At 69.1% G+C, this 24,225-nt stretch carries 21 protein-coding genes; 14 read left to right on the top strand and 7 right to left on the bottom strand.

Going from position 1 to position 24,225, the window contains the following annotated elements; translation table 11 throughout:
• Nucleotides 1-68 precede the first annotated feature (68 nt).
• On the bottom strand, nt 69-395 hold the full coding sequence (locus tag G4G93_RS28265; RefSeq protein ID WP_165089492.1) for a HesB/IscA family protein: 327 nt from the start codon (nt 393-395) through the stop codon (nt 69-71).
• A gap of 117 nt (nt 396-512) precedes the next feature.
• Here G4G93_RS28265 and G4G93_RS28260 point away from each other — a divergent pair, with 117 nt between their 5' ends.
• On the top strand, nt 513-1,769 hold the full coding sequence (locus G4G93_RS28260; protein WP_165089489.1) for a deoxyguanosinetriphosphate triphosphohydrolase: 1,257 nt from the start codon (nt 513-515) through the stop codon (nt 1,767-1,769).
• A 141-nt stretch (nt 1,770-1,910) separates the two neighbouring features.
• On the opposite strand, the gene G4G93_RS28255 is transcribed toward G4G93_RS28260, so the two are convergent.
• On the bottom strand, nt 1,911-2,336 hold the full coding sequence (locus G4G93_RS28255; RefSeq protein ID WP_165089485.1) for a GNAT family acetyltransferase: 426 nt from the start codon (nt 2,334-2,336) through the stop codon (nt 1,911-1,913).
• 131 nt (nt 2,337-2,467) lie between these two features.
• On the opposite strand from G4G93_RS28255, the gene G4G93_RS28250 reads away from it, so the two are divergent.
• The gene (locus tag G4G93_RS28250) at nt 2,468-3,241 is read left to right on the top strand and encodes a cyclase family protein (protein ID WP_165089482.1); all 774 of its coding nucleotides are present in this window, start codon (nt 2,468-2,470) and stop codon (nt 3,239-3,241) included.
• Between the two features lie 6 nt (nt 3,242-3,247).
• Here G4G93_RS28250 and G4G93_RS28245 read toward each other — a convergent pair whose 3' ends face one another.
• A complete protein-coding gene (locus G4G93_RS28245; protein ID WP_165089479.1) occupies nt 3,248-4,771 on the bottom strand; it encodes an acyl-CoA synthetase in 1,524 nt (507 codons plus the stop codon).
• A 139-nt stretch (nt 4,772-4,910) separates the two neighbouring features.
• On the opposite strand from G4G93_RS28245, the gene G4G93_RS28240 reads away from it, so the two are divergent.
• The 3 genes from G4G93_RS28240 to G4G93_RS28230 all read left to right on the top strand — a co-directional run bounded on the left by G4G93_RS28240 (nt 4,911) and on the right by G4G93_RS28230 (nt 8,733).
• The gene (locus G4G93_RS28240) at nt 4,911-5,120 is read left to right on the top strand and encodes a hypothetical protein (RefSeq protein WP_165089476.1); all 210 of its coding nucleotides are present in this window, start codon (nt 4,911-4,913) and stop codon (nt 5,118-5,120) included.
• 798 nt (nt 5,121-5,918) lie between these two features.
• Nucleotides 5,919-8,354 carry a GAF domain-containing protein gene (locus G4G93_RS28235; RefSeq protein ID WP_246737073.1) on the top strand — a complete coding sequence of 812 codons (2,436 nt, stop codon included), beginning with the start codon at nt 5,919-5,921 and terminating at the stop codon, nt 8,352-8,354.
• 4 nt (nt 8,355-8,358) lie between these two features.
• A complete protein-coding gene (locus G4G93_RS28230) occupies nt 8,359-8,733 on the top strand; it encodes a response regulator (protein ID WP_165089470.1) in 375 nt (124 codons plus the stop codon).
• A gap of 192 nt (nt 8,734-8,925) precedes the next feature.
• Here G4G93_RS28230 and G4G93_RS28225 read toward each other — a convergent pair whose 3' ends face one another.
• Nucleotides 8,926-9,168 (bottom strand): DUF6894 family protein, encoded by a 243-nt coding sequence (locus G4G93_RS28225; RefSeq protein ID WP_165089468.1) that lies wholly within the window; start codon nt 9,166-9,168, stop codon nt 8,926-8,928.
• Nucleotides 9,169-9,959: 791 nt separating this feature from the next.
• Here G4G93_RS28225 and G4G93_RS28220 point away from each other — a divergent pair.
• The 3 genes from G4G93_RS28220 (at nt 9,960) to G4G93_RS28210 (ending at nt 11,232) form a co-directional block, all read left to right on the top strand.
• Complete coding sequence (locus G4G93_RS28220; protein ID WP_165089466.1) at nt 9,960-10,418, top strand: hypothetical protein; 459 nt, start codon at nt 9,960-9,962, stop codon at nt 10,416-10,418.
• Nucleotides 10,419-10,420: 2 nt separating this feature from the next.
• A complete protein-coding gene (locus G4G93_RS28215; protein ID WP_165089463.1) occupies nt 10,421-10,687 on the top strand; it encodes a hypothetical protein in 267 nt (88 codons plus the stop codon).
• Nucleotides 10,688-10,899: 212 nt separating this feature from the next.
• Nucleotides 10,900-11,232, top strand: a complete 333-nt coding sequence (locus G4G93_RS28210) for a hypothetical protein (RefSeq protein WP_165089460.1) — start codon at nt 10,900-10,902, stop codon at nt 11,230-11,232.
• Nucleotides 11,233-11,765: 533 nt separating this feature from the next.
• On the opposite strand, the gene G4G93_RS28205 is transcribed toward G4G93_RS28210, so the two are convergent.
• Nucleotides 11,766-12,110: a hypothetical protein gene (locus G4G93_RS28205; protein WP_165089458.1), complete on the bottom strand. Its 345-nt coding sequence runs from the start codon at nt 12,108-12,110 to the stop codon at nt 11,766-11,768.
• Between the two features lie 316 nt (nt 12,111-12,426).
• Between G4G93_RS28205 and G4G93_RS28200 the strand changes: the two genes are divergently transcribed.
• The 5 genes from G4G93_RS28200 to G4G93_RS28180 all read left to right on the top strand — a co-directional run bounded on the left by G4G93_RS28200 (nt 12,427) and on the right by G4G93_RS28180 (nt 17,843).
• A complete protein-coding gene (locus G4G93_RS28200; protein WP_165089455.1) occupies nt 12,427-13,245 on the top strand; it encodes a transglutaminase family protein in 819 nt (272 codons plus the stop codon).
• 154 nt (nt 13,246-13,399) lie between these two features.
• Nucleotides 13,400-13,648 carry a hypothetical protein gene (locus G4G93_RS28195; protein ID WP_165089453.1) on the top strand — a complete coding sequence of 83 codons (249 nt, stop codon included), beginning with the start codon at nt 13,400-13,402 and terminating at the stop codon, nt 13,646-13,648.
• A 26-nt stretch (nt 13,649-13,674) separates the two neighbouring features.
• Entirely contained in the window at nt 13,675-13,923 is a 249-nt protein-coding gene (locus tag G4G93_RS28190) for a hypothetical protein (RefSeq protein WP_312892283.1), read from the top strand.
• A gap of 357 nt (nt 13,924-14,280) precedes the next feature.
• Nucleotides 14,281-15,801, top strand: a complete 1,521-nt coding sequence (locus G4G93_RS28185; protein ID WP_165089450.1) for an ATPase domain-containing protein — start codon at nt 14,281-14,283, stop codon at nt 15,799-15,801.
• On the top strand, nt 15,798-17,843 hold the full coding sequence (locus G4G93_RS28180; protein ID WP_165089447.1) for an ATP-binding protein: 2,046 nt from the start codon (nt 15,798-15,800) through the stop codon (nt 17,841-17,843). The genes G4G93_RS28185 and G4G93_RS28180 overlap by 4 nt, the downstream gene beginning before the upstream one ends.
• Before the next feature lie 58 nt (nt 17,844-17,901).
• On the opposite strand, the gene G4G93_RS28175 is transcribed toward G4G93_RS28180, so the two are convergent.
• Nucleotides 17,902-20,928 (bottom strand): PAS domain-containing protein, encoded by a 3,027-nt coding sequence (locus tag G4G93_RS28175; protein ID WP_165089445.1) that lies wholly within the window; start codon nt 20,926-20,928, stop codon nt 17,902-17,904.
• A gap of 356 nt (nt 20,929-21,284) precedes the next feature.
• Between G4G93_RS28175 and G4G93_RS28170 the strand changes: the two genes are divergently transcribed.
• On the top strand, nt 21,285-23,753 hold the full coding sequence (locus G4G93_RS28170; RefSeq protein WP_165089442.1) for a PAS domain-containing protein: 2,469 nt from the start codon (nt 21,285-21,287) through the stop codon (nt 23,751-23,753).
• Nucleotides 23,754-23,807: 54 nt separating this feature from the next.
• Here G4G93_RS28170 and G4G93_RS28165 read toward each other — a convergent pair whose 3' ends face one another.
• The gene (locus G4G93_RS28165) at nt 23,808-24,218 is read right to left on the bottom strand and encodes a hypothetical protein (protein ID WP_165089440.1); all 411 of its coding nucleotides are present in this window, start codon (nt 24,216-24,218) and stop codon (nt 23,808-23,810) included.
• Nucleotides 24,219-24,225 lie beyond the last annotated feature (7 nt).

Raw genomic sequence — 24,225 nt, 5'->3', positions numbered from 1 at the left:
TCCGCTCAGACTCTCGTGCTGTCGCAGATTTTTGTCGCAAAACCGGCAGCCACTTTTGCGACATCCGCCTAGAGGGAGAACGAGGTGCCGCAGCCGCAGGAGGCGGTGGCCTGCGGGTTCTCGATCTTGAACGACTGGCCGATGAGGTCGTTGACGAAGTCGATCGTCGCGCCTTCCATGTACGGCAGCGAGGTCGGGTCGACCAGCACCGTGGCGCCGTCCTGCTCCACCGCCAGGTCGTCCGCGGCGCGGTCCTGCGCGATGTCGAAGGCGTACTGGAACCCGGAGCAGCCGCCGCCATTCACGCTGATGCGCAGCATCGAGCCGGGCGGCTCGGAGCCCATGATCTCGGTGATGCGGCGGGCGGCGCGGGACGTCAGGGTGATCGGGGTCATCGACGGCTTCTCGGGTGGGGGTCCGGCGTGCGATGGCAACATAAGAATTGAGGCCGTGCACCGCAACAGCGGCGCACGAATGGCAGGGACGCCCTGCGCCGCACCCGCGGCGCAGGCATGCAGGCGGGGGGCCGGAACGTGAGACGGACAGGCGAGCGCTGGCGGGCCCCCTACGGCAGCGACCCGTTCGCGTCGCGCGGGCGGCTGATCCCCGAGGCGGCCTCGCCGACCCGCACCGATTTCCAGCGCGACCGCGACCGGATCGTGCATTCCGCCGCCTTCCGGCGGCTCAAGCACAAGACGCAGGTCTTCGTCCACCACGAGGGCGACCATTATCGCACCCGCCTGACCCACACCCTGGAGGTGAGCCAGATCGCCCGCGCGCTCGCCCGGGCGCTCGGCCTCGACGAGGACCTGGCCGAGGCCCTGGCCCTGGCCCACGACCTCGGCCATACCTGCTTCGGCCATACCGGCGAGGACGCGCTGCATGCCTGCATGGCCCGGCATGGCGGCTTCGACCACAACGCCCAGGCCCTGCGCCTGGTGACCCGGCTGGAGCGCCGCTACGCCACCTTCGACGGGCTCAACCTGACCTGGGAGACCCTCGAAGGCCTCGTCAAGCATAACGGCCCGCTCCTGACGCAGGGTGGTGCGCCGACGCCGCATTACGCGACGAGCGGCATCCCGGTGGCGATCACCGAGTACAACGCGGTCAACGACCTCGAACTCGCGACCTTCGCCGGACCCGAGGCCCAGGTCGCGGCGCTCGCCGACGACATTGCCTACGACGCCCACGACCTCGACGACGGGTTGCGCGCCGATCTTTTCTCCCTCGACGATCTGACGGAGGTGCCGTTCCTCGCCGGCCTCCTCGACGAGATCCGCCGCACCTATCCGGGGCTCGAGCGCTCGCGGGTGGTGCACGAGCTCGCCCGCCGGGTCATCACCCGCTTCGTCGAGGACGTGATCGCCGAGGCCGAGCGGCGCCTCGCCGCCCTGCAGCCGGCCGACGCCGCGGCGATCCGCCATGCCTCGGCCCCGGTCATCGCCTTCTCGGAGCCGATCGCGACGGCCGACCGGGACATCAAGACCTTCCTGTTCGCCCGGATGTACCGCCATCCCGGCGTGATGGCCGTGCGCCGCCGCGCCGCCGCGATCGTCGAGGACCTGTTCGCCGCCTTCCGCCAGGACCCGACCCGGATGCCCGAAGAGTGGAGCGCCGGCCTCACCGGCCCCGACGATCCCCGCACCCCGCGCCGCGTCGCCGACTTCATCGCCGGCATGACCGACAATTACGCGGTGAGCCAGCACCGCCGGCTGTTCGCGCAGACGCCGGACCTGCACTGGGTGATCTGGCCGGGCGGGGAGGGGTGAGGGCCGTGTCGCCGCTTCGTCGACGGCCACGACGGGCCTGATACCCACCCTGTCGTCCTGGGTTTCGCTGCGCGGCCCCAGGATGACGCGGCGTGTGATTGACCGAGGCGGTGATAAGATCTTCCTCGACGGCGGCCTCGATCACGATCCCGTCGAGATCACCTTCTGCAGGCACACGGCCGTCGTGTCGCGATAGCCCAAGTGATCGTAGAACCCGAGCACCCCTTCGTTCTCCCGCCGCACCAGCAGCTGAACCTTCCACACGCCCCGCGCGGCAAGCCAGGCCTCCCCCGCCTCGACCATCCTGCGCCCGAGCCCGCCGCCCTGATGCGCCGGGTCCACCGCCACGTAGTAGAGCCAGCCGCGATGCCCGTCCTCGCCGGCCATGGCGCTCGCGACGACGCGGCCCTCGAGCTCCGCCACCAGCACGGTCCCGTGCGGTCCGCGTCGGGCGAAGGCGATGTCGGTGGCCGGGTCGTTCCAGGGCCGCGCCACCCCGGCGGCATGCCACAGGGCGATCACCGCCGGCACGTCGGCATCCTCGATTTCGCGAATCGTCGGCGTCATGGTGGGCTCTCGTGTCCTGGCTCTGATGCCTTGGCTCTGATGTCCTGGCTCTCGCGTCCTGGCCGGCCGGCTTGCCAGGGCCGTCCGGCGGGGCGATTCAGGCCGCTATACCAATCGAAGGAGCCACCGGAATGCCCCGATTGATCGACCTCTCGATCGCGATCGAGAACGACGTTCCGGCGGATCCGCCGTTCCAGCGCCCGACCGTCACCTACATGGACCACGCCGCCTCGGCCCCGATGGTGGCCGGACTGTTCCCGGGCCTGAAGCCCGAGGAGCTGCCGGACGGCCAGGGCTGGGCGGTCGAGAGCGTGCAGCTCACCACCCATAACGGCACCCATCTCGACGCGCCCTGGCACTACCACCCGACCATGGATGGCGGTGCCCGGGCGATCACCATCGACGAGGTGCCCCTCGACTGGTGCTACCGTCCGGGCGTGAAGCTCGATTTCCGCCACCTGCCGGATGGTCACGTGGTGATGCCGGACGAGATCGACCGGGAGCTCGCCCGGATCGGCCACGTGCTCCAGCCCCTCGACATCGTGCTGGTCAACACCCGGGCCGGCTCCCGCTACGGGCAGGCCGACTACGTCGATACCGGCTGCGGCATGGGCCGGGCCGCGACCCTGCACCTGACGGGCCAGGGCGTGAAGATCGTCGGCACCGATGCCTGGAGCTGGGACGCGCCGTTCTCCCACACCGCCCGGCGCTACGCCGAGACCCGCGATGCCAGCCTGATCTGGGAGGGCCACAAGGCCGGCGCCGAGGCCGGCTATTGCCAGATCGAGAAGCTCGCCAATCTCGAGGCCCTGCCGGCGACCGGCTTCACGGTCGCGTGCTTCCCGGTGAAGATTAAGGCCGCCTCGGCGGGCTGGACCCGGGCGGTGGCGATCCTGCCCGACTGACCCTCGTCACCCGGCGGCGAGGCGCTTGCGCTGCACCTTGCCGTTCGGCGTGCGCGGCAGCGCCTCCACGAACACGATCTCCCGCGGGCACTTGTAGGCGGCCAGCCGCTCGCCGCACCAGGCGATGAGCGCGTCCCGCGCCGGCTCCGCGCCGGCCTTCGGCACCACGAAGGCGGCGATGACGCGCACGTCGTCGCGGACCGGCAGCTCGGTCACCGCCACCTCCTGCACGTCGGGATGGGCGATCAGCGCGCTCTCGACCTCGTTCGGCGAGACCCGGTAGCCGAAGGCGTTCATGATGTCGTCGTTGCGGCCTTCGAACCAGACGTAGCCGTCGGCATCGAGGGCGGCGAGGTCGCCGCCGACGAACCAGTCGCCGCGCATCACCGCAGCCTCCTCCTCGGGCCGGTTCCAGTAGCCGAGCATCAGGGCCGGGTCCGAGCGGTGGATGGCGAGAAGCCCGACCTCGCCCGCCGGCAGCGGCTCCGGCTCGCCCTCGACGGGCAGGATCGCGACCCGCCGTCCCGGCTGCGGCTTGCCGGGCGAGCCGGGCTTGATGGCGACGCGCGGGCTCGTCGAGATGTAGGTCGAGATCTCGCTCATCCCGAGCGCCTCGTAGAGCGGCGTCCCGGTGGCCACCCGCCACTCGGCCAGCAGCTGAGGCGACAGGGCCTCGCCCGCCGTGATGCCGTGGCGCAGGGACGAGAGGTCATGAGCCGGGAGATCGGCGTATTTGAGGATCTGCCGGTAGAGGCTCGGCACCGCGGCGAACAGGGTGGCACGGTAGCGGGCGATCAGCGCCGGCCACAGGGCCGGATCCCGCCGACCATTATACAGCACCGTGGTGGCGCCCCGGGCCCAGGGATCCTGGATGCCGACGCCGAGGGTGTAGGTCCAGTTCATGGTGCCGGCATGCAGCACCACGTCGTCCTCGCGCAGGCCGAGCCAGTCATCGTGCATCGGCCGCCGGCCCCAGATGGTGCGGTGGGCGTGCAGCACTCCCTTCGGCCGGCTGGTGGTGCCGGAGGTGTAGACCAGCGTCGCCGGGTCGTCGGCGGCGGTGTCGGCATATGCCTCGATCGGCGGTCCGGCCCGCAGGCGGGCGACGTCGTCGCGGCGCAGCACGATCCGGCCGCGGCAGGCCTCCGGATCGAGGGGACATTCGTCGGCCGCCGCGATCACCGCAGCGTCGGAATCCTGCATCAGGAACGCCGCCTCGGCCGTCGTGAGCTGCGGCGAGGAGGGCTGGGCCACGAGTCCGGCGGCGAGCGCCGCGAAGTAGGTGACGACGTAATCCGCATCGTTGCCCATGCGGATCATCACCCGGGCCCCCGCCGGGAGGCCGAGATCGCGCAATCCCGCCGCGACGCCGCGCACCGCCCGGTCGACCTCGGCGAAGGTCATGACGTCGGTCCGGCCGTGATCGCCGACCATGATCAGCGCCGGCTTGTCGCCGCGCTCCCGGGCATTGGCCTCCAGGCAGTAGCGGGCGCCGTTGAAGCGGGGCGGCGGCTGGCGGTCGTCGAGCAAGGCGCAGGCTCCGAGGAAGGGGAGGGAGCCTGTGCTAGCGCGGGGGTGGGGGCGTGGCCAGGGGTGCCCTCTCGCTTCCCGGGCGATCCTGGAAGTGTCCCGGTCGCCGGGGAAGGGGGGAGAGTGCTGGAGGCGATTTATGCCAGCGCTGGCTGTCGTCGATTCGTATCCTGAGGGCCTGTTCGACCTGGTCGACAGTATTTACACCCTCCTCGTCGTTCCGGAGCTGCGTAGCGGAGCCCAGAAGCCAGAATCGCGGATGCTTTGGAACAAAGCGGCTCTCCTGCCGCTCCATCTTCTACCAATTGAATATCTGAATTTCGGGCTTCGCTGCGCGGCCCCGAAATGACACGGTGAATTGAATATATTTAAAGATCAATCACACAGGCTCTCAGGCTCTGCATCGCCGCAAGGAAGAGCGGCCGCGCGTCGGGCCTGTGGGGTGACCTTTTCGCGTTGCCGCCCCGCATCGGCGGCACGGCGATCGAGGCCGCCAAGCTGGCCTCCGCGGTGATCGTGCTGTTCGCCATCCCGGCTGTGGTCGGCCCGATGCGCGGCCCGCGTCCCGCGCGTCCAATGTAGTCCTTTTCCCCCAAGCAGCAGGATCGGTCCAATGAGCGGCGCTGCCGACAAGATCAAGGGCCTCGCCAACGAGACGGTCGGCAACGTCAAGCAAGGCATCGGCAGCGCGACCGGTCCGCAAAGCTGCAAGCCGGGGGCGAGGCACAGAAGGCCACCGGCGACGTCGAGGACGGCATCGAGATTGCTCCGACATGGTGAAGAGCAGGCTTCAAACCTCACCCTGGGACGGTATCGGGCAGACCGCCCCGCGCGGTGAGGCTGTGTCGTGGAATAACTCTCCGGGCCCCATCTCCACGTGCTCGCTGGGCGACGCCACTGAGAGACGGTGCAGGATCGTGAAATTATTGGCCTGCATGTCAGAATAAAGACAATCCGGATCTTGGGAAAACATGCCCGGACAATGTCTCCCGAGCTGTCGGTCCAGTTGGCGCCGGCTGCTCGACCCTGCACGGATTTTGCTGACCGGAGCGCGGTTCTCCCGTATGGCATGAGCTGACGAAGCTCATGATCCATGCCTCCTGCTCCACTTCCCGTTCTCGTCACTGACCCCAGGCGGCTGGCTGCGTTGGCCAGCTACGCGATTCTCGACACACCGGCTGAGGCGGGGTTTGATGGCATCGTGCAGCTGGCCTGTCGGCTCTGTCGCGTCCCGGTCGCGCTGGTCAGCCTGGTTGCCGGCGACCGGCAGTGGTTCAAGGCTCGTCAGGGCTTCCCGCCGTGCCAGACCGACCTCAACAGCTCGGTCTGCGCCTACGCCGTGGACCATCCCGGCCAGCTGCTCATCATCCCGGACCTAGCCGCCGACCCCCGCACCAGCGCCAACCCCCTGGTCACCGGCGAACCCTTCATCCGCTTCTATGCCGGCGCGCCGCTGGTTTCGCCGGAAGGCCACGTGCTCGGCTCGCTCTGCGTGATCGATCACGCCCCCCGGCCCGACGGACTCACGCCGCAGCAGCAGGACGACCTGCGCGCGCTCGCCCACCAGGTGGTCAGCCAGCTCGAGCTGCGCCGGGCCATCGTGTTCCGCGACGCGGTGCGCGCCGATGAAGGCCGGGCCTATCGGGCGCGCGACGCCTTGCGGGACACCCAGGCCGCGCTGACCGGTGCGAACACCGACCTGTCTGTCGCCCTTCGTGCCGTGGTACTCGGAGCGATGCAGGCCATCCCGGCGGCCGAAGGGGGAACGGTCGAGGTGTTGGTCGGCGACCATCTCGAATACCAAGCCGTTGCCGGCACCCTGGCGGCTCATGCCGGCCTGCGCATGCCGCTGGCCGGCAGCTGCGCGGGTTACTGCGCGCAGACCAGCAAGCCGTACCGGATGACCGATGCGGCCACCGATCCGTACGTGAAGCGTGATCTCATCGCCCATCTGCAGCTCAGCTCGGCCATCTTCGCGCCGATCCTGCACGATGGCGCCGTGCTCGGCGTGCTCAAGCTGCAATCCGCACGGCCGGATGTGTTCAGCAGCGACGACCTCACGCTGCTCAACCTGTTTGCCGGCGCGACCACTGCCAGCCTGGCTGCCGCCGAAACCCGCTCGGTGCTGCGCGCCAAGGACGATTATTGGCGGGGTCTGTTCAATCGCCTGAGCGAGGGCTTCACCATCGGCGAGGTCATCCGCGACGCCGAGGGTCGGATCGCCGACTGGCGCTACGTCGAAGTCAACCCGGCCTGGGGGGCGCTGGTGGGCGTCGATGCGGCGACGGTTGCCGGACGGACCATCCGCGAGGTGTTTCCCGGCATCGAGGATGCGTGGGTGACGGATTTCGCCAGCGTCGTCGAAACCGGCCAAGCCAGTTCGTTCACCCGGCAGATCGGCGTCCTGCGGCGCTGGTACGAGGGCCGCGCATTCCCGCTGGGCGGCGACCGCTTCGGGGTGATCGTCCTCGAAGTGACCGACCGGATCGAAGCCGAGGCACGTCGCAACGCTCTGCTGCAACTCGGCGACGGCCTTCGCGACGTCACCAGCGTCGGCGCGATGACCAGGGTCGCGGCCGAGATCGTCGGCCGGACCCTGAATGCGACCCGGGCGGGGTTCGGGCGCATCATCGGCGACGCCGAGCACGTCGACGTCGAGCCCGACTGGACCGCACCGGGGCAGGTCAGCATCGCCGGACGCCACCGCCTCGCCCGCTACGGCAATATCGGTGCCGGCCTCGCTCTCGGGGAGGCACTCGTCATCGACGATGTGACCACCGATCCGCGCACCGGGGCCGATCCCCACCCGCTGCTGGCAATCGGCGTCGCAGCGCTGGTCAACATGCCGGTGCGCGAGCGCGATCGCGCCGTCGCGGTGCTCATCGTCCACGATGTCCGGCCGCGCGTCTGGACGGTGGAGGAGCTCGAATTCCTGCGCAACGTCGCCGACCGGCTCGAGGCCGGGGTGGCCCGCGTCCGCGCCGAGGAGCTTCAGGCGGTCCTCAACCACGAGCTCGCTCACCGGCTCAAGAACACCCTCGCGATCGTCCAGTCCATCGCCACCCAGACCCTTCGCGGCGTGACCGAGCGCGATCTAGTCGATGTCTTCGAGCGCCGGGTGCTGGCGTTGTCGCGCGCCCACGACGTCTTGATGCAGAAGAGCTGGTCGGCCGCCAAGCTGCGCGCAGTGATGGAGAGCGTGTTGAGCATGCAGGTCGATCTGGGCCGGTTCGCTCTCGACGGTGCTGACATGGACATCAATCCACAGGCCGCGCTGTCGCTCTCGCTGCTGCTGCACGAGCTGGCGACCAACGCGCTCAAGTACGGTGCGCTGTCGGCCGAGGCCGGCACGGTGCGGATGGCCTGGCGTACGGAAGCCGACGGCATGCCGACCCTGGTGCTCGACTGGACCGAGAGCGGCGGCCCGGCGGTGACCCCGCCGCGCGGCAGGGGCGGATTCGGATCCAGGCTCATCCGCATGGGCCTGCTCGGAACCCGCAGCGCCGCCCTCGATTACCAGCCGTCGGGTCTCAGAGCCGAGTTCCGCGCCCCACTCGCCGACGTCCAGGTTCAGGTCCACTAATCCGATGGGTCAGGTTCAGCCCCCCGTGCTGCCGTGCGTGCTCGTCGTCGAGGATGATCCGATTCTCATGATGGCGCTGGTCGAATTCGTCGAGAATGCCGGTGGCGAAGCGGTCGAGGTCACCAGCATTCCCGAGGCGATCCAGATCCTGGAAACCCGCACGGACATCCGCACGGTTTTCACCGACCTCGACATGCGCGGCTCGACTGCCGGGATGGAGCTGGCTCTGCTGATCCGCGACCGTTGGCCGCCGATCGAGCTCCTGATGATCTCATCGCATCCGTGGGACGAAGCCCAGATCCCGGCGCGTGGGATCGTGCTCGGCAAACCGTTCGACCGTCGCAGGATCGAAGCGGCTCTCAGGCGCTTCACGTCCTGATGGACGGGGCCGTCGCTCGATCGCCATCGAGGGCGACGCGCGCGTGGCTCGAGCCACGACGCCGGCGATATCCGGGCGTCGAACGCCCACGTCGGCGCGGTCCCATGCGCCGTCGTGGATGTCGCGGCAGCGATCCTGCCGTCAATCGGCGTGCCGATGCCGCTTCGCCGCCCGCACCGGCGCAAGAGCATCTTACGCCGGCTCAACCAGCCACGTGGTCGTCAAGGTGAGAGTCGCCGCGAAGAGGTTGTGTCCCGCCGAGTCGCGCATCAGCACCGACACCTCCCGGCTCTGACCGGTGCCCATATGGACCCGCGCGATGTCCGGGAGAACCCTGATCGCAGCATCGCGGGCCGCACGAGCGTTCGGAAATTCGCTGCCCACATCATCGACGATCAAGTGGCCGTCTTGGATGTCGAAGTAAAAACATGCCATTGCGCGATCCACAACGTGTGCCGGGAGCGCGCATGTCTCACAAGCGCCGACGGGCGTGAATCGGTGCCGACGATCCTGCGTTGGTAGGCTGACAAGGGGCGAGGCGCAACACCATTGCTCGGGATCCATCGATCCGCCTCACGCTCGGGGCCTTTCGTTCAGGCTCGAACGGGCAGGGCGGTCGCGACGCGCTCTACGCCGGCCGTCCCGGCTGCGACCTCGAGCCCTTGCAGGTCCGCATGGGCTCTGGGCCGACATTCGCCAGGGCGCTACGCTCACGCCGGCTCTCGGCGCCGTGGGTGAGCGGCGCGGTCGAGCAGGCCTTCAGCTTCCTGCCGTTCGCCCGGATATCCCTGCCGGCGACGCGGGCCCGGCCCTGACGAGTGGTCGAGGCCGAACCGATCCCGATGGGAGGGCGGCTTGCGACAACCTCGGGGCGGCATGCCATTTCTTCACGCATGCAGCGGAGCGTGTTCGCTGAGGCACGGACCTTGAGAGCGACGTCATGCCCGTCGGCACGCAGGCGGGCAGACTCCGCTCGAACGCCCTTCGCCGCGTCGATGGCCTCCTGGACTCGCTGGAGAAGCGCGGAAGTGTGGTTGTCGGCGTACATATTGCTCAGCTTCGACGACCGGCAGCTTTAGGGTCTGGGACATTCTCGCGGCTCACAATTCCATCGAACGCGCCGCAAATTTCTCGAGTATTTTCGGATTCGAGTTGCTATCCGCTCATCGCGAGCCATATACGTATAAGTGTCGTGGCGATGGGCCGGGACTACACCGGAGGGCGCCATGCCCACCGATCTTCCTTCTCGCCGACAGTATTCCCAAGCTTACGGTTTATCGACCCTGCGTGTCGCCATCAACGGCCTGCGGCTGCGCCTGCTCGGCTGGCGCATCGAGCAGGCCCTCGAGGAACGCGACCACATCAAGTTCCTGCGGTATCTGAATGCCTGGGCCGAGCTGCATCGTCGCGCTTCCGAAGGATCAGGTCCTGGAGCATTCCCAAGCGCGACTGAAACAAGCGCGACCGAAGGCAGAAACCTGTTCTGCGATCGCGCCCGTGACATCGTGTCGAAGATTGCGCGCGAGGAGCGACGTCTTGCCAGGATCGTCGGCCGGTTGAAACTGGCACGCCTGCGAGGAAGCCGGCGCGATTACGAGCGGTCCTATGCTGTCGGCCAAAAATCCTATGATCGCACGCTGCGACTTTGGCAGCATATTTCGCTGTCGTTTCAGTCCAGGAGATAGTCGTGTCCTACGCTGCAGAGATTATTGAACAAATCGAGCAGGATCATAGACGGATCGGTCGCCTGCTCCAAGCCATCGACAACGGCCGCTGGTGGAGTGCCGACGAGCCTGGACGAGCCAACCTCGAGACGATCAGAGGCGCGGCACTCCAGATCAGTGAATCGACGATGCTGATCGAGCGTCTGGTCGGCGGCATCGGCACACGCTTCCCGCGCCACCAGAACGCCTTGGCATCGTCGCCGGCAGCCATGGCCACTCCCGACCCTTGATCCTCGTTCGCTCCGAGGAACGAGAGGTTCGTGGCTCCGGTGCCGTGCTCATCGCGGTGTCCGAGCAACGGCTTCCTTCGCCGGTTCCGTCGGATGCTGTCCAAGATGGCACCTGAGGGCGCCGGCAAGTCGTAGGCGGGCGGCGAAGAGCCGCGACGGACGCGTTCAAGACGAGCCGGCAACGCGACAGCGCAGAATGGAAGGTTGGCTGGATGAAGGACCGCCCGATCGAGCTGGACGAACGGCGCGGCATGGCCGCTCAGAAGGCGACGAAGGTGCGCCGCAGGCGAGCTGCCGTGAAAGCGCAACATGCCGGGCTCGTCGCGCGTCAGCACGACCTGGAGGCGCACCTCTTCGCGGCCGAAGCGGCGACGTGGCCGGAGGCCGCCGACAAGGCGCGGTACCTGCTCGAGAGGTTCGCCGCGACGCTCTCCTGCGACGATCCTCGCTTGCAGAACATGGTCGCCGCCGTGCTGTCCGACTTCGCGCGTCTGTCGAAGCCGACCAGGCCCGAGGCGCGAGACTCGCAAACTCCCAACGTCTGATCGGAGAAATCCAGATGGGCAGCGATCGAACTCGGGGAAATCGTGAAGCCAAGAAGCCGAAGAAGGAGACGCCGAAAGTCATCGCTGCCGCACCGAGCACGAAGGGCCAAGTCGTGGCGAGCGGCAAGCCCGGCGTGAAACGGTAGCCCGCTCGGGTTCGAGCGATGTGCGGAGCGCCTCGCCGTCCCGGTACGCCTGGAGCCAGCAGGCGGCCGGGGCCCGATAGCAGGCGTGCGAGCCGGTTCGTGCATGGCCGCTGCGCTGCCATCGGGGCTGCGACGCCGGCTCCGTCGGGCGGCGTTCCGGCCGAAGGTCGCCGCAGGCTCGCAAATCTGCAGGGTCACGAAGCGCCCTATCGGCGGGCGGGGACGTCCCGCCCCTGGATCGTGCGCTGCGGGCTCGGGACTTGAATGCGTCCGAGCGAGCCGGGGTCATCGGCGCCGATCCATCCTGCGACGCAAGGGGCGTCTCGGTCGGGTCTCCGTGCCTGCCTCGCCCGGCCGTGTGCATGATGACGGACCGCGATCCGGCATTCAGCGTCGTTGCGGTTTCGACCTGCCGTTGGTGCTCGGCTCGCCTCCGGTCGGGTCGAACGGAACGATGGGGCCGCCGCAGCCCGTGCAGATCGAGTTCCCAAGCTTGTTCATGCGCGCGTCGCGCTTCCGGTCGGCATCCCTTCTTTGTCTCGCATTCTCCTCGATTTTCGCGGGATCCAATTTGGCCTTGGACGCGGCCCCATCGACGGATCGCTCGGCGGATGGCTCCAAACCAGTCCTGGCGCCTGCCGGGCGCGCTTCGACGCCCGACCAGACGCCGGAGAGAAAAGTCGTGCAGATCAGCGTGGTCAGAAGCAGCACTGCATTCTTTTGGCGGTTCATTGGGTGACCTTCTAAAAAGCCACCGTATCATATTTCCAGACCGTAGGGTGCCGGCCGGGCGAACTCGCCAAGCCGAAATGTCCGGGATGAACGCTCGTCTCTTGTCGCTAGGAGCGACCGGCTGCGGCCCTGTCGAGGGCCGGTGGCCGCTTCGGACGCCGCGCTCCGGCGCGGCGAACGGGAGAACTCCCGGTTCGTGCTGTAACGGATGCCCATTCGTGTCATGAATCGTTCGAGTGAGGCCACGTGAACCGGAAACGCGACACGACCCGCGTTCAGGGGGAGCGCGACCCTGCCGTCCCCCCGGAGAAGTGCAATGCGCATCCACGTCGGCTGTGAAATGATCTACGACTTCGTGCAGGACACGCCGGTCGTCACGATGCTCAACGTCCACGCGTCGCGTTTCTCCGATCTCGAGAGACCGGATAACGTGTTGACGGTGCCGGCCGTGCCCCTGGAGGGATACCGGGATACGTTCGGGAACTGGTGCAACCGGCTCGTCGCGCCGGCCGGGCGTTTCACGCTACGGACCGACACGGTCGTCCGCGACCATGGCAACTGGGACATGACCGACACCGGCGCACGACAGGAGGAGGTGCGCAGCCTGCCCGTGGAGACGTTGCTCTACCTGCTCGGAAGCCGGTACTGCGAGACCGATCGCCTGTCGCAGACTGCCTGGGACCTGTTCGGAGCCATGGAGCCGGGATGGGCGCGGGTTCAGGCGATCTGCGACTACGTGCACGATCGCATCACCTTCGGCTACGAGCATTCCCGGCCCACGCGCACGGCGCTGGAGGCCTTCGAGGAGCGTCGTGGCGTCTGCCGCGATTACGCCCACCTGGCGATCTCGTTCTGCCGCTGCCTCAACATTCCGGCCCGCTATTGCACCGGTTACGTCAGCGACATCGGTCTGCCGCTGCCGCATGCTCCGGGAGATTTCGCGGCGTGGATGGAAGTCTTCCTGGGCGGCCGCTGGCACACCTTTGATCCGCGCAACAACAGTCCGCGCATCGGCAGGATCCTGATCGCCTACGGACGCGACGCTGCCGATGTGCCCCTGACGCTCACCTTCGGGCCGAACACCCTCGTGGGCTTCCGGGTGACGACCGAGGAGGCGATGCCGCTCACGGCGTGAGATGATCCAGTCCTGCCCGTCGGCTCGCGCGGGCACGCGGGCCGTCCCCGGTCATGGGGCAGCCTGCAGGGCTGCGCTGCGTTTCGGAGCCGGATCAATCCACGGTCGCGGCGAGTTGACCTCGTGCCGCATCTGCCGCGGTGCGGAGCGAAACATGGTCAACCTTTTCCTGTCCTCGATGATGCTCGCGATCGAAGCCCAGAAGGTCGTCGAACTGCGAATGATCCGGCTGGCCTGGGGAGGTCGCGAGGGGTGGGCCGAGGCTCAGTCCATGGTGACGGAGAAGGTCTCGGCGGCCGGCGAGGCGATGGTGACGCTCTCGTTCGGCGGGTCGCCCGAGACGGTGATCGCTCGCTACCGCGAGCATGTGGCGGCGAACACCAAGCGGCTCGCGGCGCCATGACCGCTTCAGGGACGACCGCTTCAGGGGTGACCGCGTCGGGCGTCGCGGTGAACGCGCAGTGCCTGATCGAGACCGAGCACCGACTGGCTCTGGCCGATCGCGCGTGGAGGGCCGAGGTGCGGCGCCTCCACGGGCCCGACGGTGTCCTGCTGCATGGCTACGGCCCTCTCGGCATGGGCGAGCCGGGGACGCGGCAGCGCACGGCGTACGAGGTCCGCCGTGTCGCCATCGCGGCCTGGCGACAGGTGAGAACCCGCGGGATGACCGCGGCGTGATTGCCATACGGTCGCGGGGCTTCCCCCTCCCACCGGCGTCCGTCGCCGCGCGAAGAGTTGGGCACGGTCGCTCGCAGACCGGTCGGGCAGCCAGGCCGTCAGGGGGGCGGCCGCCGGATGGTCGTGCGCGTGAATTCCGGGGCTGATGGGCGGCAACCGATCGGCCTGTCCGAGCCGCCGGATGGCGCAGGGCGGCATTGCTGCCCGGCGGAAATTCGTGGGAACCTCACCCGGCGGAGGTCGCGTTCTCCGATATTCCCGACATGCCGTCCGCTAGCGCCAATACGGGTCGGGGGGGACCGCTACCGTACCGGGCGACGGGGCCTACCCCACCACAAGGAGCCTGGACTTTCCCCGATGACCGACACCGCAATGAGCCGGACGACCGGCAAGGAGCCCCGGATCTCGACCGGCGTGCCCGGTCTCGACGACGTTCTCTGCGGCGGCCTCACCCCGAGCCGGCTCTATCTGCTCGAGGGCACCCCGGGCACCGGCAAGACCACCATCGCGCTCCAGTTCCTTCGCGAGGGGGCGGCCCGTGGTGAACGGACGCTCTACGTCACCTTGTCCGAGACCGCGGACGAACTCCGCGCCGCCGCCGCGACGCATGGATGGTCGCTCGACGGCATCGACGTCTACGAACTCGTCGACGAGATGGGCCTCGATCCCGACAGCGAGCAATCGATCCTGCATCCCTCCGAGCTCGAGCTGGGCGAGACCGTCAAGGACGTCATCGCCCGCGTCGGCGATACGAAGCCCGACCGGGTGGTGTTCGACAGCCTCTCGGAATTGCGCCTGCTCGCCCAGAACCCGCTGCGCTACCGGCGTCAGATCCTGGCGCTCAAGCGTTTCTTCGCCAGGCGCGCCTGCACCGTGCTGATGCTCGACGACAAGACCTCGGAGACGGGGGACGTCCAGCTCCACAGCATCGCGCACGGCGTGATCTCCCTGGATCAGATGGCGCGCGAGTACGGATCCGAGCGCCGACGGCTGCGCATCGTGAAGATGCGCGGCATCAAGTTCAGCGGCGGCCACCACGACTTCGCCCTGGAGACCGGCGGCATCCGGGTCTTCCCGCGCCTGATCGCCTCCGAGCACCATGCGGCCTTCGAGCCGGTGGCCAAGTCCACCGGCTCGGCCGAGCTCGACCTGCTGCTCGGCGGCGGCCTCGTGCCCGGGACCAACATGCTCCTGCTCGGGCCCTCCGGCGTCGGCAAGACCACGACCGCAATCCGCTGCATGGAGGCGGCGCTGGAGCGAGGCGAGAGCGCGACCTACTACCTGTTCGACGAAGGCCTCGCGACCCTGCTGACCCGGGCGGCCACGCTCGGCATGGACCTGAGACCGCACGTTGAATCCGGGCGGCTGACCATCAAGCAGATCGACCCCGCCGAAGTCTCGCCGGGCGAGTTCGCCGCCATGGCGAGGGAGGCGGTGGAGGAGCGTGGCTCGACGGTCGTCGTCATCGACAGCCTCAACGCCTACCTGCACGCGATGCCGGGCGAGGAGTTCCTGATCCTGCAGATGCACGAGTTGCTGAGCTACCTGAACCAGCAGGGCGTCACCACCCTGCTGGTCCTCGGCCAGCACGGCGTCGTCGGCGAGGTCCGCACGGATATCGACCTGAGCTATCTCAGCGACGGCATCCTGCTGTTCCGGTTCTTCGAGGCCCAGGGCATGGTCCGCACCGCCCTCTCGGTGGTGAAGAGCCGAGTCAACGCACACGAACGCACCATCCGCGAACTGAAGCTGTCCGAGGGCGGCGTGCAGGTCGGCCAGGCGCTCGACGACTTCGAGGGCGTGCTCACGGGCCTGCCGGCCTACCGGGGGAGGGTGGCCATGCTGACCGGCCAGGCACCGGCTGGTGGCAGGGCATGAGCCTCCCGGCGCACGAGGAGCGCATCCTGATCCTGGCGCCGCGGGGGCGCGATGCTGCGGTGTCCGGGCAGGTGCTCGCCGGGGCCGGCACGCCCGCGCAAGCCTGTCCCGACCTGGCGGGTTGGCTCGACGGCCTCCGGGCCGGCGCCGGTGCCGCCCTCGTCACCGAGGAGGCGCTGGAAGGCGACCTCGCCGACCTGTTCGCGTGGCTCGACGCACAGCCGGCCTGGTCGGATTTCCCCTTCATCGTGCTGGCGACCCGCCAGGCCGGCCGCCGCTCCGAGCGCGCATCGCACCGGCTCGCGCGGCTCGGCAACGTCGTCCTGCTGGAGCGCCCCGTGAACGCCGAGACGCTCGTCAGCGCCGCGGCCTCCGCCCTGCGGGCGCGCCGCCGCCAGTACCAGGCCCGCGGACACCTCCTCGAGCGCGAGCGGGCTCAAGAGCAGCTCCGGCTCGCCAACGAGGATCTCGAGCGGCGCGTGGTCGAGCGCACGCGGGAGGTCGAAACCGCGCACGAGACCCTCGCTTTCGCCCTCGACGCCGCCGGCATGGCATCCTGGGACATCGATTACCGCACCGGTGCGTCGCGGCGCTCGCCCCGCTTCGACGCCGTCTTCGGGTACGGGGAGGCGGGCCCGGGCTGGGATCGGGACAGCCTGATCGCGCACGTCGTCGAGGAGGACCGCGACATCGCCGAGCGCGCCTTCGCGACGACCTGCGAGACCGGCTCGCTCGACCTCGAATGCCGCATCCGGCGCACCGACGGGCAGGTGCGCTGGATCGCGCTCAGGGGCCGGATCCGGTACGAGGGGGATGCCGCCATGCGGATCGCCGGCATCCTGATGGACCGCACCGACCAGCGCTTCACCGAGGAGGCCCTGCGCCAGGCCCAGAAGATGGAGGCGATCGGGCAGCTCACCGGCGGCGTGGCGCACGATTTCAACAACCTGCTCACCGTCATCGTCGGCGGGCTCGACATGATGCTGCGCCGGCCCGAGCAGGTCGAGCGCGTGAAACGCCTGGCCGAGGCGGCCATGGGTGCAGCGAGGCGCGGCGAGCAACTGACCCAGCAGCTCCTCGCCTTCTCCCGTCGCCAGATGCTGCGGCCGCAGACGCTCAACCCGAACCGGCTGCTCCTGGACTTCAGGCCCCTCGCCGAGCGGGCGGCCGGCGGCGCCGTCGAGCTGGCCTTCGACCTCGATCCCGCCATCGACCCGATCCGCATCGACCCGGCCCAGTTCGAGGCGGCGGTGCTCAACCTCGTCGTGAACGCGCGCGACGCGATGGAGGGGCGGGACGGCCACGCCCGCATCGCGGTGACGACCCGGAACGTCCATCTCGGCACCGCCGCCGTCGCCGACAAGGGAGTGCCGCCCGGTCCCTACGTGATGGTGTCGGTCACCGATACCGGCAGCGGCATCCCGTCCGACAAGCTCCCGCGCGTGTTCGAGCCCTTCTTCACGACGAAGGAAGTCGGCAAGGGAACGGGACTGGGCTTGAGCCAGGTCTACGGCTTCACGCGCAGCGCCAACGGCTTCGCGCGCATCGACTCCGAGGTCGGGCGGGGCACGACGGTCAGCCTGTGCGTCCCGCGCTCGGCCGACCCGGCCGGCGAGGAGCCCGGGACCGGGCCGGTCGGAGCCATTCCGTTGCGCCGGGCCGGCGCGGGTGAGACGGTGCTGCTCGTGGAGGACGACGAGCCGGTGCTCGCCATGGCTGTCGAGAGCCTGGAGGAGCTGCGCTACCGGGTGGTCGTCGCCCACAACGCCGCGGAGGCGCTGGAGCATCTCAGGGGGGTGGAGCGCATCGACATCCTGTTCTCGGACGTGGTGATGCCGGGCGGCATGAACGGCTCGCAGCTCGCCGTCGAGGCGCAGCGGCTCCGACCCGGCATCAAGGTGCTGCTCACCTCGGGCTACGTCGCGAATCTCGACGAGGGACAGGTGATCGGGCGCGGCGAGCTGCCGGTGCTGAACAAGCCCTACCGCCGCGACGAACTCGCCCGCTCGCTCCGGCTGGTGCTCGGCGGCGAAGGACGCTGAAGGCGTCGCCGGCGACGGTCCGACGTCGGCCTCGGAAGACGGCGTCCGGGCCGTGGCCTCACGCGGCCGCCGCGCCGCTCGCGTCCTGCATGGAGGCGAGCGGCGCCTCCAGGCGGCAGGTGAGGCCCGTCGGGGCGTAGGTCAGCCTGACCTCGCCGCCGACCTCTGCCGCGAAGCTACGCTCGATCAGGCGTGAGCCGAAGCCGCGGCGGACCGGCTGGGCCAGGATCGGCGGGCCCCCCTGCTCGGACCAGGCAAGGCAGAAGCATGGGGCGTCACCCTCATGGACCACATGCCAGCGCAGATCGACGCTGCCCGTCTCGTTCGAGAGGCTGCCGTACTTGGCCGCGTTGGTCGCGAGCTCGTGGAGCGCCAATGCCAGCGCCAGGGCCGGCTTGGCGGCCAGGCGCACCTCCGGGCCGCCGGACCGGATGCGCGACGCTGCGGCACCACGGTGCACGGCCAGGGCACCGTCGACGACCTGCGCGATGGGTGCGTCGGTCCAGCTCGCTTGCGTCAGGATGTCGTGCGCCCGCCCGAGCGAGATCAGGCGCGCGACGAACGCCTCGCGGGCCGCCTCCATGTCGACGGCATTGCGGAACGTCTGGACGGCGATGGCCTGGACCATGGCCAGCGTGTTCTTGACCCGGTGCTGCAGCTCGCCCGTGAGCAGACGCTGATGCTCCTCGGCCCGCTTGCGCTCGCTGATGTCGAACATGGCGCCGATCATCCGCGTCGCCCGTCCCTGTGCGTCGCGGATGATCGAGCCGCGGTCGAGGATGTCGGCGTAGGAGCCGTCCGCCCGCTGGAAGCGGTACTCGTCGCTCCAGGCGGTCTCCGCCCCGTCGATGACGGCATGGATCGACACGTCGATGCGGGCGCGGTCGTCGGGATGGATGTGGTCGATCCACCAGTCGCCGGTCGTCTCGACCGCTTCCGGCGCGTAGCCGTAGGCTGCCGTCAGCGCCTCGTTCCAGAGCACGTGGTTGGTGGCGAGGTTCCAGTCCCAGATCGCGTCGTTGGTGGCGCGGGCGGCGAGACGGTAGCGTTCCTCGGTCTCGCGCAGGGCCTGCTCGGCGCGCCGGCTCTCGGTGACCTCGCGGGCGAAGCCGATGAGGCGGACCGGCCGGCCGTCCTCGAACAGCGTCCGGCCCTTGGCCGACACCCAGCGCTCGACCCCGTCCTCCGGCGCCACCGTGCGGTACGTGATGTCGTAGATGCCGGCACCCGCCGGGTCGATGGCGTCGGCGACCGCCTGGTCCGCGCGTTCGCGGTCGTCCGGATGCAGGCGGGCGAGATAGACATCCAGGTTCACGGGAGCGTCCGGGCCGAGGCCGAAGAAGGCGCGGGTGCGCGCATCCCATTTCAACTCGTCCGAGACGAGGTCGTAATCGAAAACGCCGGTGCCGGCGGCCTCGACCGCGAGGCGCAGCTGCTCCTGTGCGCCCCGCAGCGCCACCTCGGCCTGACGTCGGTCGTGGATGTCGCTGTTGCTGCCGAGCCAGCCGACGACGGTGCCGCCGGCGTCCCGGAGCGGCTCGGCCCGGATCAGGAACCAGCGGTAGGCCCCATCGTGGCGCCGCAGCCGGGCCTCGGTGTCGTAGACGGTCTCCTGCCGGCGCGCCGTCTCCCAGGCCAGCACGAGGGCCGGGAGGTCGTCCGGATGGATCGGCGCGTCCCATCCCATCGGCAGCGCCTGCGCGGGCGTCTGACCGGTATAGGCGTACCACCGGTCATTCAGGTAGCTGAGGCTCCCGTCGGGATTGCCGAACCAGATGATGGCCGGGGCAAGCTCGGTGAGCATCGCGAAGCGTTCCTCGGCGACCTTGCGCTCGTGGATGTCGAGCGAGGTGCCGATCCAGCTGCGCAGGGTCCCGTCACGGTCGCGCACCGGATGGGCGCGCGACAGGAACCAGCGGTACTGGCCGTCGGTCCGGCGCAGCGGGAACTCGACCTCGTAGGGCTGCCCCGTCGATGCGGCCGCGAGCCACGTCCGGCGCGTGGCTTCGCGATGATCGGGATGGATCACGCCCATCCAGCTCGCTTCGCCGGTTTCTCCGGCGGGCAGGCCGGTATAATCGTACCAATAGGCGTTGCAGTAGGTGACCTCGCCCGCCGCGCTGCCGAACCAGACCACCTGAGGGCTCACCTCGACGAGGGAGCGGTAGCGCAGCTCGCTCGCCTCCAGCGCCGCACCGGCGGCCCGCTCGACCGTGCGGTCGCGCAGGATCTTGAGGAACCCCAGGATCTCGATGTCCCCAGGGCCTCCGTCCTCCGCCCGCAACGGCATCATCTCGCCGGACGCCCAGAAGCGGGCGCCGTCCCGGCGCAGGTGCCAGCGCTCGTCCGAGACGCGGCCGTGCGCCACGGCCAGCGCCATCTCGGTCCGGGGCCTGCCGGCGGCGCGATCCTCGGGCGTGAAGACGGCGTCGATCGGGCGGCCCAGCATCTCCGCCTCCGACCAGCCCAGGATGCGCACGGCGCCCGCGTTCCAGCGCGTGACGCGTCCGGACGGATCGGTGGCGACGATGGCGTAGTCCGTGGCGCTGTCGAGGATGCGCTCGTGCAGGAGGCGTTGCTCGGCCTGCTCGCGCAAGGCGCGGCGCAGCTCCATCTGCGCCATGGCCTGGCGGGCGAGCCGCAGCAATCCCCGGCGCTGCCGCTCCGTGATCTCGTGCGGTTTGGTATCGAGGACGCAGACGGTGCCGATGGGGTGTCCCTCGGCGGTCTTCAGGAGCGCACCGGCGTAGAAGCGCAGGCCGGGCTCGCCGTGGACGAGCGGGTTGCCGTCGAACCGCGGGTCGCGGGTGGCGTCTGGGATGGAGAGGAAGTCCTCCTCCAGCAGCGCTTGCCGGCAGAACGAGCTTTCGAGCGGCGTCTCGCGCACGCCGAGGCCGACCTCGGCCTTGAAGAACTGGCGACCGTCGCCGATCAGATTCACCACCGCGATGGGAACGTCGTACAGCTCGGCCGCGGCCTCCGCGATCTCGTCGAAATCCTGCTCGCGCGGGGTATCGAGCATATGGAATGTGGCGAGGGCGCGAAGGCGAGCGGCCTCGCTGTCGCTGGTGCAGGCGCGGTCCATGGAAAGGTAGGCGTGGAGGGCGGATCTGGTTCCACCCGATGCGGAGTCCCATGGCCGGAACCAGGCCGATCCCGATCCTCGGTCGCGCTCCGTCCGGCTCCCTGAGGGCCTCACCCTCGCGCCGTCCTGAAGCTCATTGCCGCACGATGGGAAACCGCCCGCCGGTGAACCTCGTTAGGGGTGTGTATGCCCGATAGTGTCGTGGGACGTACGGCCGCGCGTCCATGCGAGAGGTGATGGGTCCATCATGCCCGCCAGGTTCCGTCCCCGCTTGATCCGGACCGTCGTCGCGGGTGGCGAGGGCACGCTCATGCACATGGCGGCCGGCGTTTCCGGACACGCGGGCTGCATCGCGGGTGGTTGACGCGTTTTCCTTCCTCCCGGCCGGAGGGCTGACCGGCGCGGAGATCCGCGCCCGCGACTGGTCGGCGACGCCGCTCGGGCCGCCGCAGGCCTGGCCGCCCGCTCTACGTCATGCGCTGTCGCTGATGCTCGCCTGCCCGACGGCGATGTTCCTCGCCTGGGGGCCGGACCTGCACTGCTTCTACAACGACGCCTACAGGCCGATGCTCGGCTATCGCCTGGAGACCGCCCTGGGAAGACCCTTCCGAGAGGTCTGGGCGAGCATCTGGGACGAGATCGGCCCGCTCGTGGACGCCACGCTGGCCGGCGAGAGCCAGACGCTCACCGACGTCATGCTCGACCTCTCGCGCGAGGGCGTGCCCGAGCGCGGCTGGTGGACCTTCACCTACTCGCCCGTGCTGGACGACGACGGCCGGATCAACGGCCTGTTCTGCGTCACCAGCGAGACGACCGACCGGGTTCTCGGCGAAGCCGCCTTGCGCGAGAGCGAGGACCATTTCCGGCACACGGTCGAGCTCAACCCGCAGGTGCCCTGGACCTGCGACCCGGACGGCAACGTCACGTCCTACTCGAATCGGTGGCTGGAACTCACCGGGCAGGCCGCCGGCGAGCCGGACGGCTCCGGCTGGGCGAAGGCGCTGCACCCGGACGACCTGCCGGCGACCATGACGGCCTTCGCGGCCTCCCTGTCCTCGGGCGATCCGGTGGATGTCGACTATCGCATCGTCATCGCCCGCACGTCTGAGTACCGCTGGATGCGGGCGCGGGCCTGGCCCCGGCGCAACGAGAGCGGCGGGATCGTGCGATGGTACGGGGTCGTGGAGGACGTCCACGATCGCAAGCTCGCCGAGGACGCGCTGCGAGAGGCGAACGAGACGCTGGAGCGTCGCGCCGAGGCGGCCCTGGCCCAGCGCAAGCTCTGGGCCGACGTGTTCGAGACGACCGGCGCCCTCGTCGCCGCCCTCGACCGGGACTACCGGTTCCTCGCCGTGAACCGGGCCTATGCCGACGCGTTCGCCGCGATCTACGGCGTCCGGCCGCGGATCGGCGACAACCTTCTCGACCTGCTGCAGGGCCGCCCCGAGCACCTCGCCGCGGCGCGTGCCGCCTGGAGCCGCGCCCTCTCCGGCGAAGAGTTCACGCGGGTCGAGGAGTTCGGCGACCCGGGCCGCCGGCGGACGCTCTACGAATCGCGGTTTACGACGCTCAAAGACGCGACCGGACGACGGATCGGCGCCTTCCAGTACGCCCACGACGTCACCGAGAGGCTGCACAGCCAGGAGCGGCTCGCCCGTGCGGAAGAGGCTCTGCGCCACGCCCAGAAGATGGAGGCGGTCGGACAGCTGACGGGCGGCGTCGCCCACGACTTCAACAACCTGCTCACCATTATCCGTTCCTCGGTCGAGTTCCTGCGTCGGCCGAATCTGCCCGAGGAGCGCCGCACCCGCTATCTCGAAGCCGTGGCGGATACGGTCGACCGCGCCGCCAAGCTGACGAGCCAGCTCCTCGCCTTCGCCCGGCGCCAGCCTCTGCAGCCCGAGGTGTTCGACGCCGGCGCACGCATCGGCGACATCGCCCAGATGCTGAACGCGGTGACGGGTGCCCGCATCCGGATCGCCACCGAGGTCCCGGACGCTCCATGTCACGTGCGGGTCGATCCGAGCCAGTTCGAGACCGCCCTGGTCAACTTGGCGGTGAACGCCCGCGACGCCATGGGCGGCGAGGGCACGCTCTCGCTCCGGCTGTCCCGCCGGGAGGCGCTGCCCTCGATCCGTGGTCATGCCGGCGCGGGCGGCGCCTTCGTGGCCGTCTCGGTCGTCGATGAGGGCGCCGGCATCCCGCCCGAGCTGCTGACGCGGATCTTCGAGCCCTTCTTCACCACCAAGGAGGTCGGGAAGGGGACGGGGTTGGGCTTGAGCCAGGTCATCGGCTTCGCCAAGCAATCCGGCGGTGATGTCGACGTGGCCAGTGAAGTCGACCGCGGCACGACCTTCACGCTCTATCTGCCTCACGTCGATCCGCCCCGTCAGGTCGAGAAGACCCGCGACACGATCGCCGAGGAAAACCTTGGTGAGCGGACGTTGCGCGTGCTGGTTGTGGAAGACAATCTTGTTGTCGGCCGCTTCTGCACCCAGCTCCTGGAGGATCTCGGCCATACAACCGTGTGGGCGCATCATGCCGAGGCCGCTCTCGCCGAGATGGAACGCGCACCGTTCCGATTCGACGCGGTCTTCTCGGACGTGGTGATGCCCGGGATGGGTGGCGTGGAACTCGCGCGAAAGCTGCGATCGCAACATCCGACCCTGCCGGTGATCCTGACGACCGGCTACAGCGACGTGCTCGCTCGCGACGACGCGCACGGCTTCGATCTGGTGCGCAAGCCGTATTCGGCAGAACAGGTCGCGCAGGCGTTGCGCGCCGCCTTGAATAGACAGCGACGACAAGCGGTGACGGATCTGTAATATCGAGACAGGTCGAGCCAGGATCGACCATGCGCCTTGCCGCCCTGGCCTGTTTCAATGCAGCGCCGGCGTGATTCGACGGGCAGACCTGCCGAAGAATAACCTTTCGGCTTGCCACGGCATATGCCGGCGTTCTGGACAGGCGTTGTGGAGAGCGCTGACCAGGAAGCGACCGAGGAAAGTTCCGTCATACCAACGGCCCAGGATGCTTGACGCATCGGCGTCGCTGTCGAGGGGGCGGCCCATTGCGCGCCGTGCGTCGCGTGGGTCCGCCGCGCACTGGCGGAACGTGGTGGCCTTCGCCGTCTCGAAGCGGGCTGCATCATCGCGAGCGCGCCGAACTTCAATCGGGCCCAGGCCCTCGGCCAGCGGCTCGCGGGCGCCTGCTATGGCTTCGGCGAGCGTGAAAGTTGAGGCGAATGCGCTGTTCCGACAATGCTTGAGGATGCAGCGGCGAATGGCCACGAACAGG

The sequence above is a fragment of the Methylobacterium sp. DB0501 genome (assembly GCF_011043735.1).
Classification (GTDB): domain Bacteria; phylum Pseudomonadota; class Alphaproteobacteria; order Rhizobiales; family Beijerinckiaceae; genus Methylobacterium; species Methylobacterium alsaeris.
The sequence above is the reverse complement of the archived record's forward strand: the minus strand, read 5'-3'. Positions and strand labels throughout refer to the sequence as shown.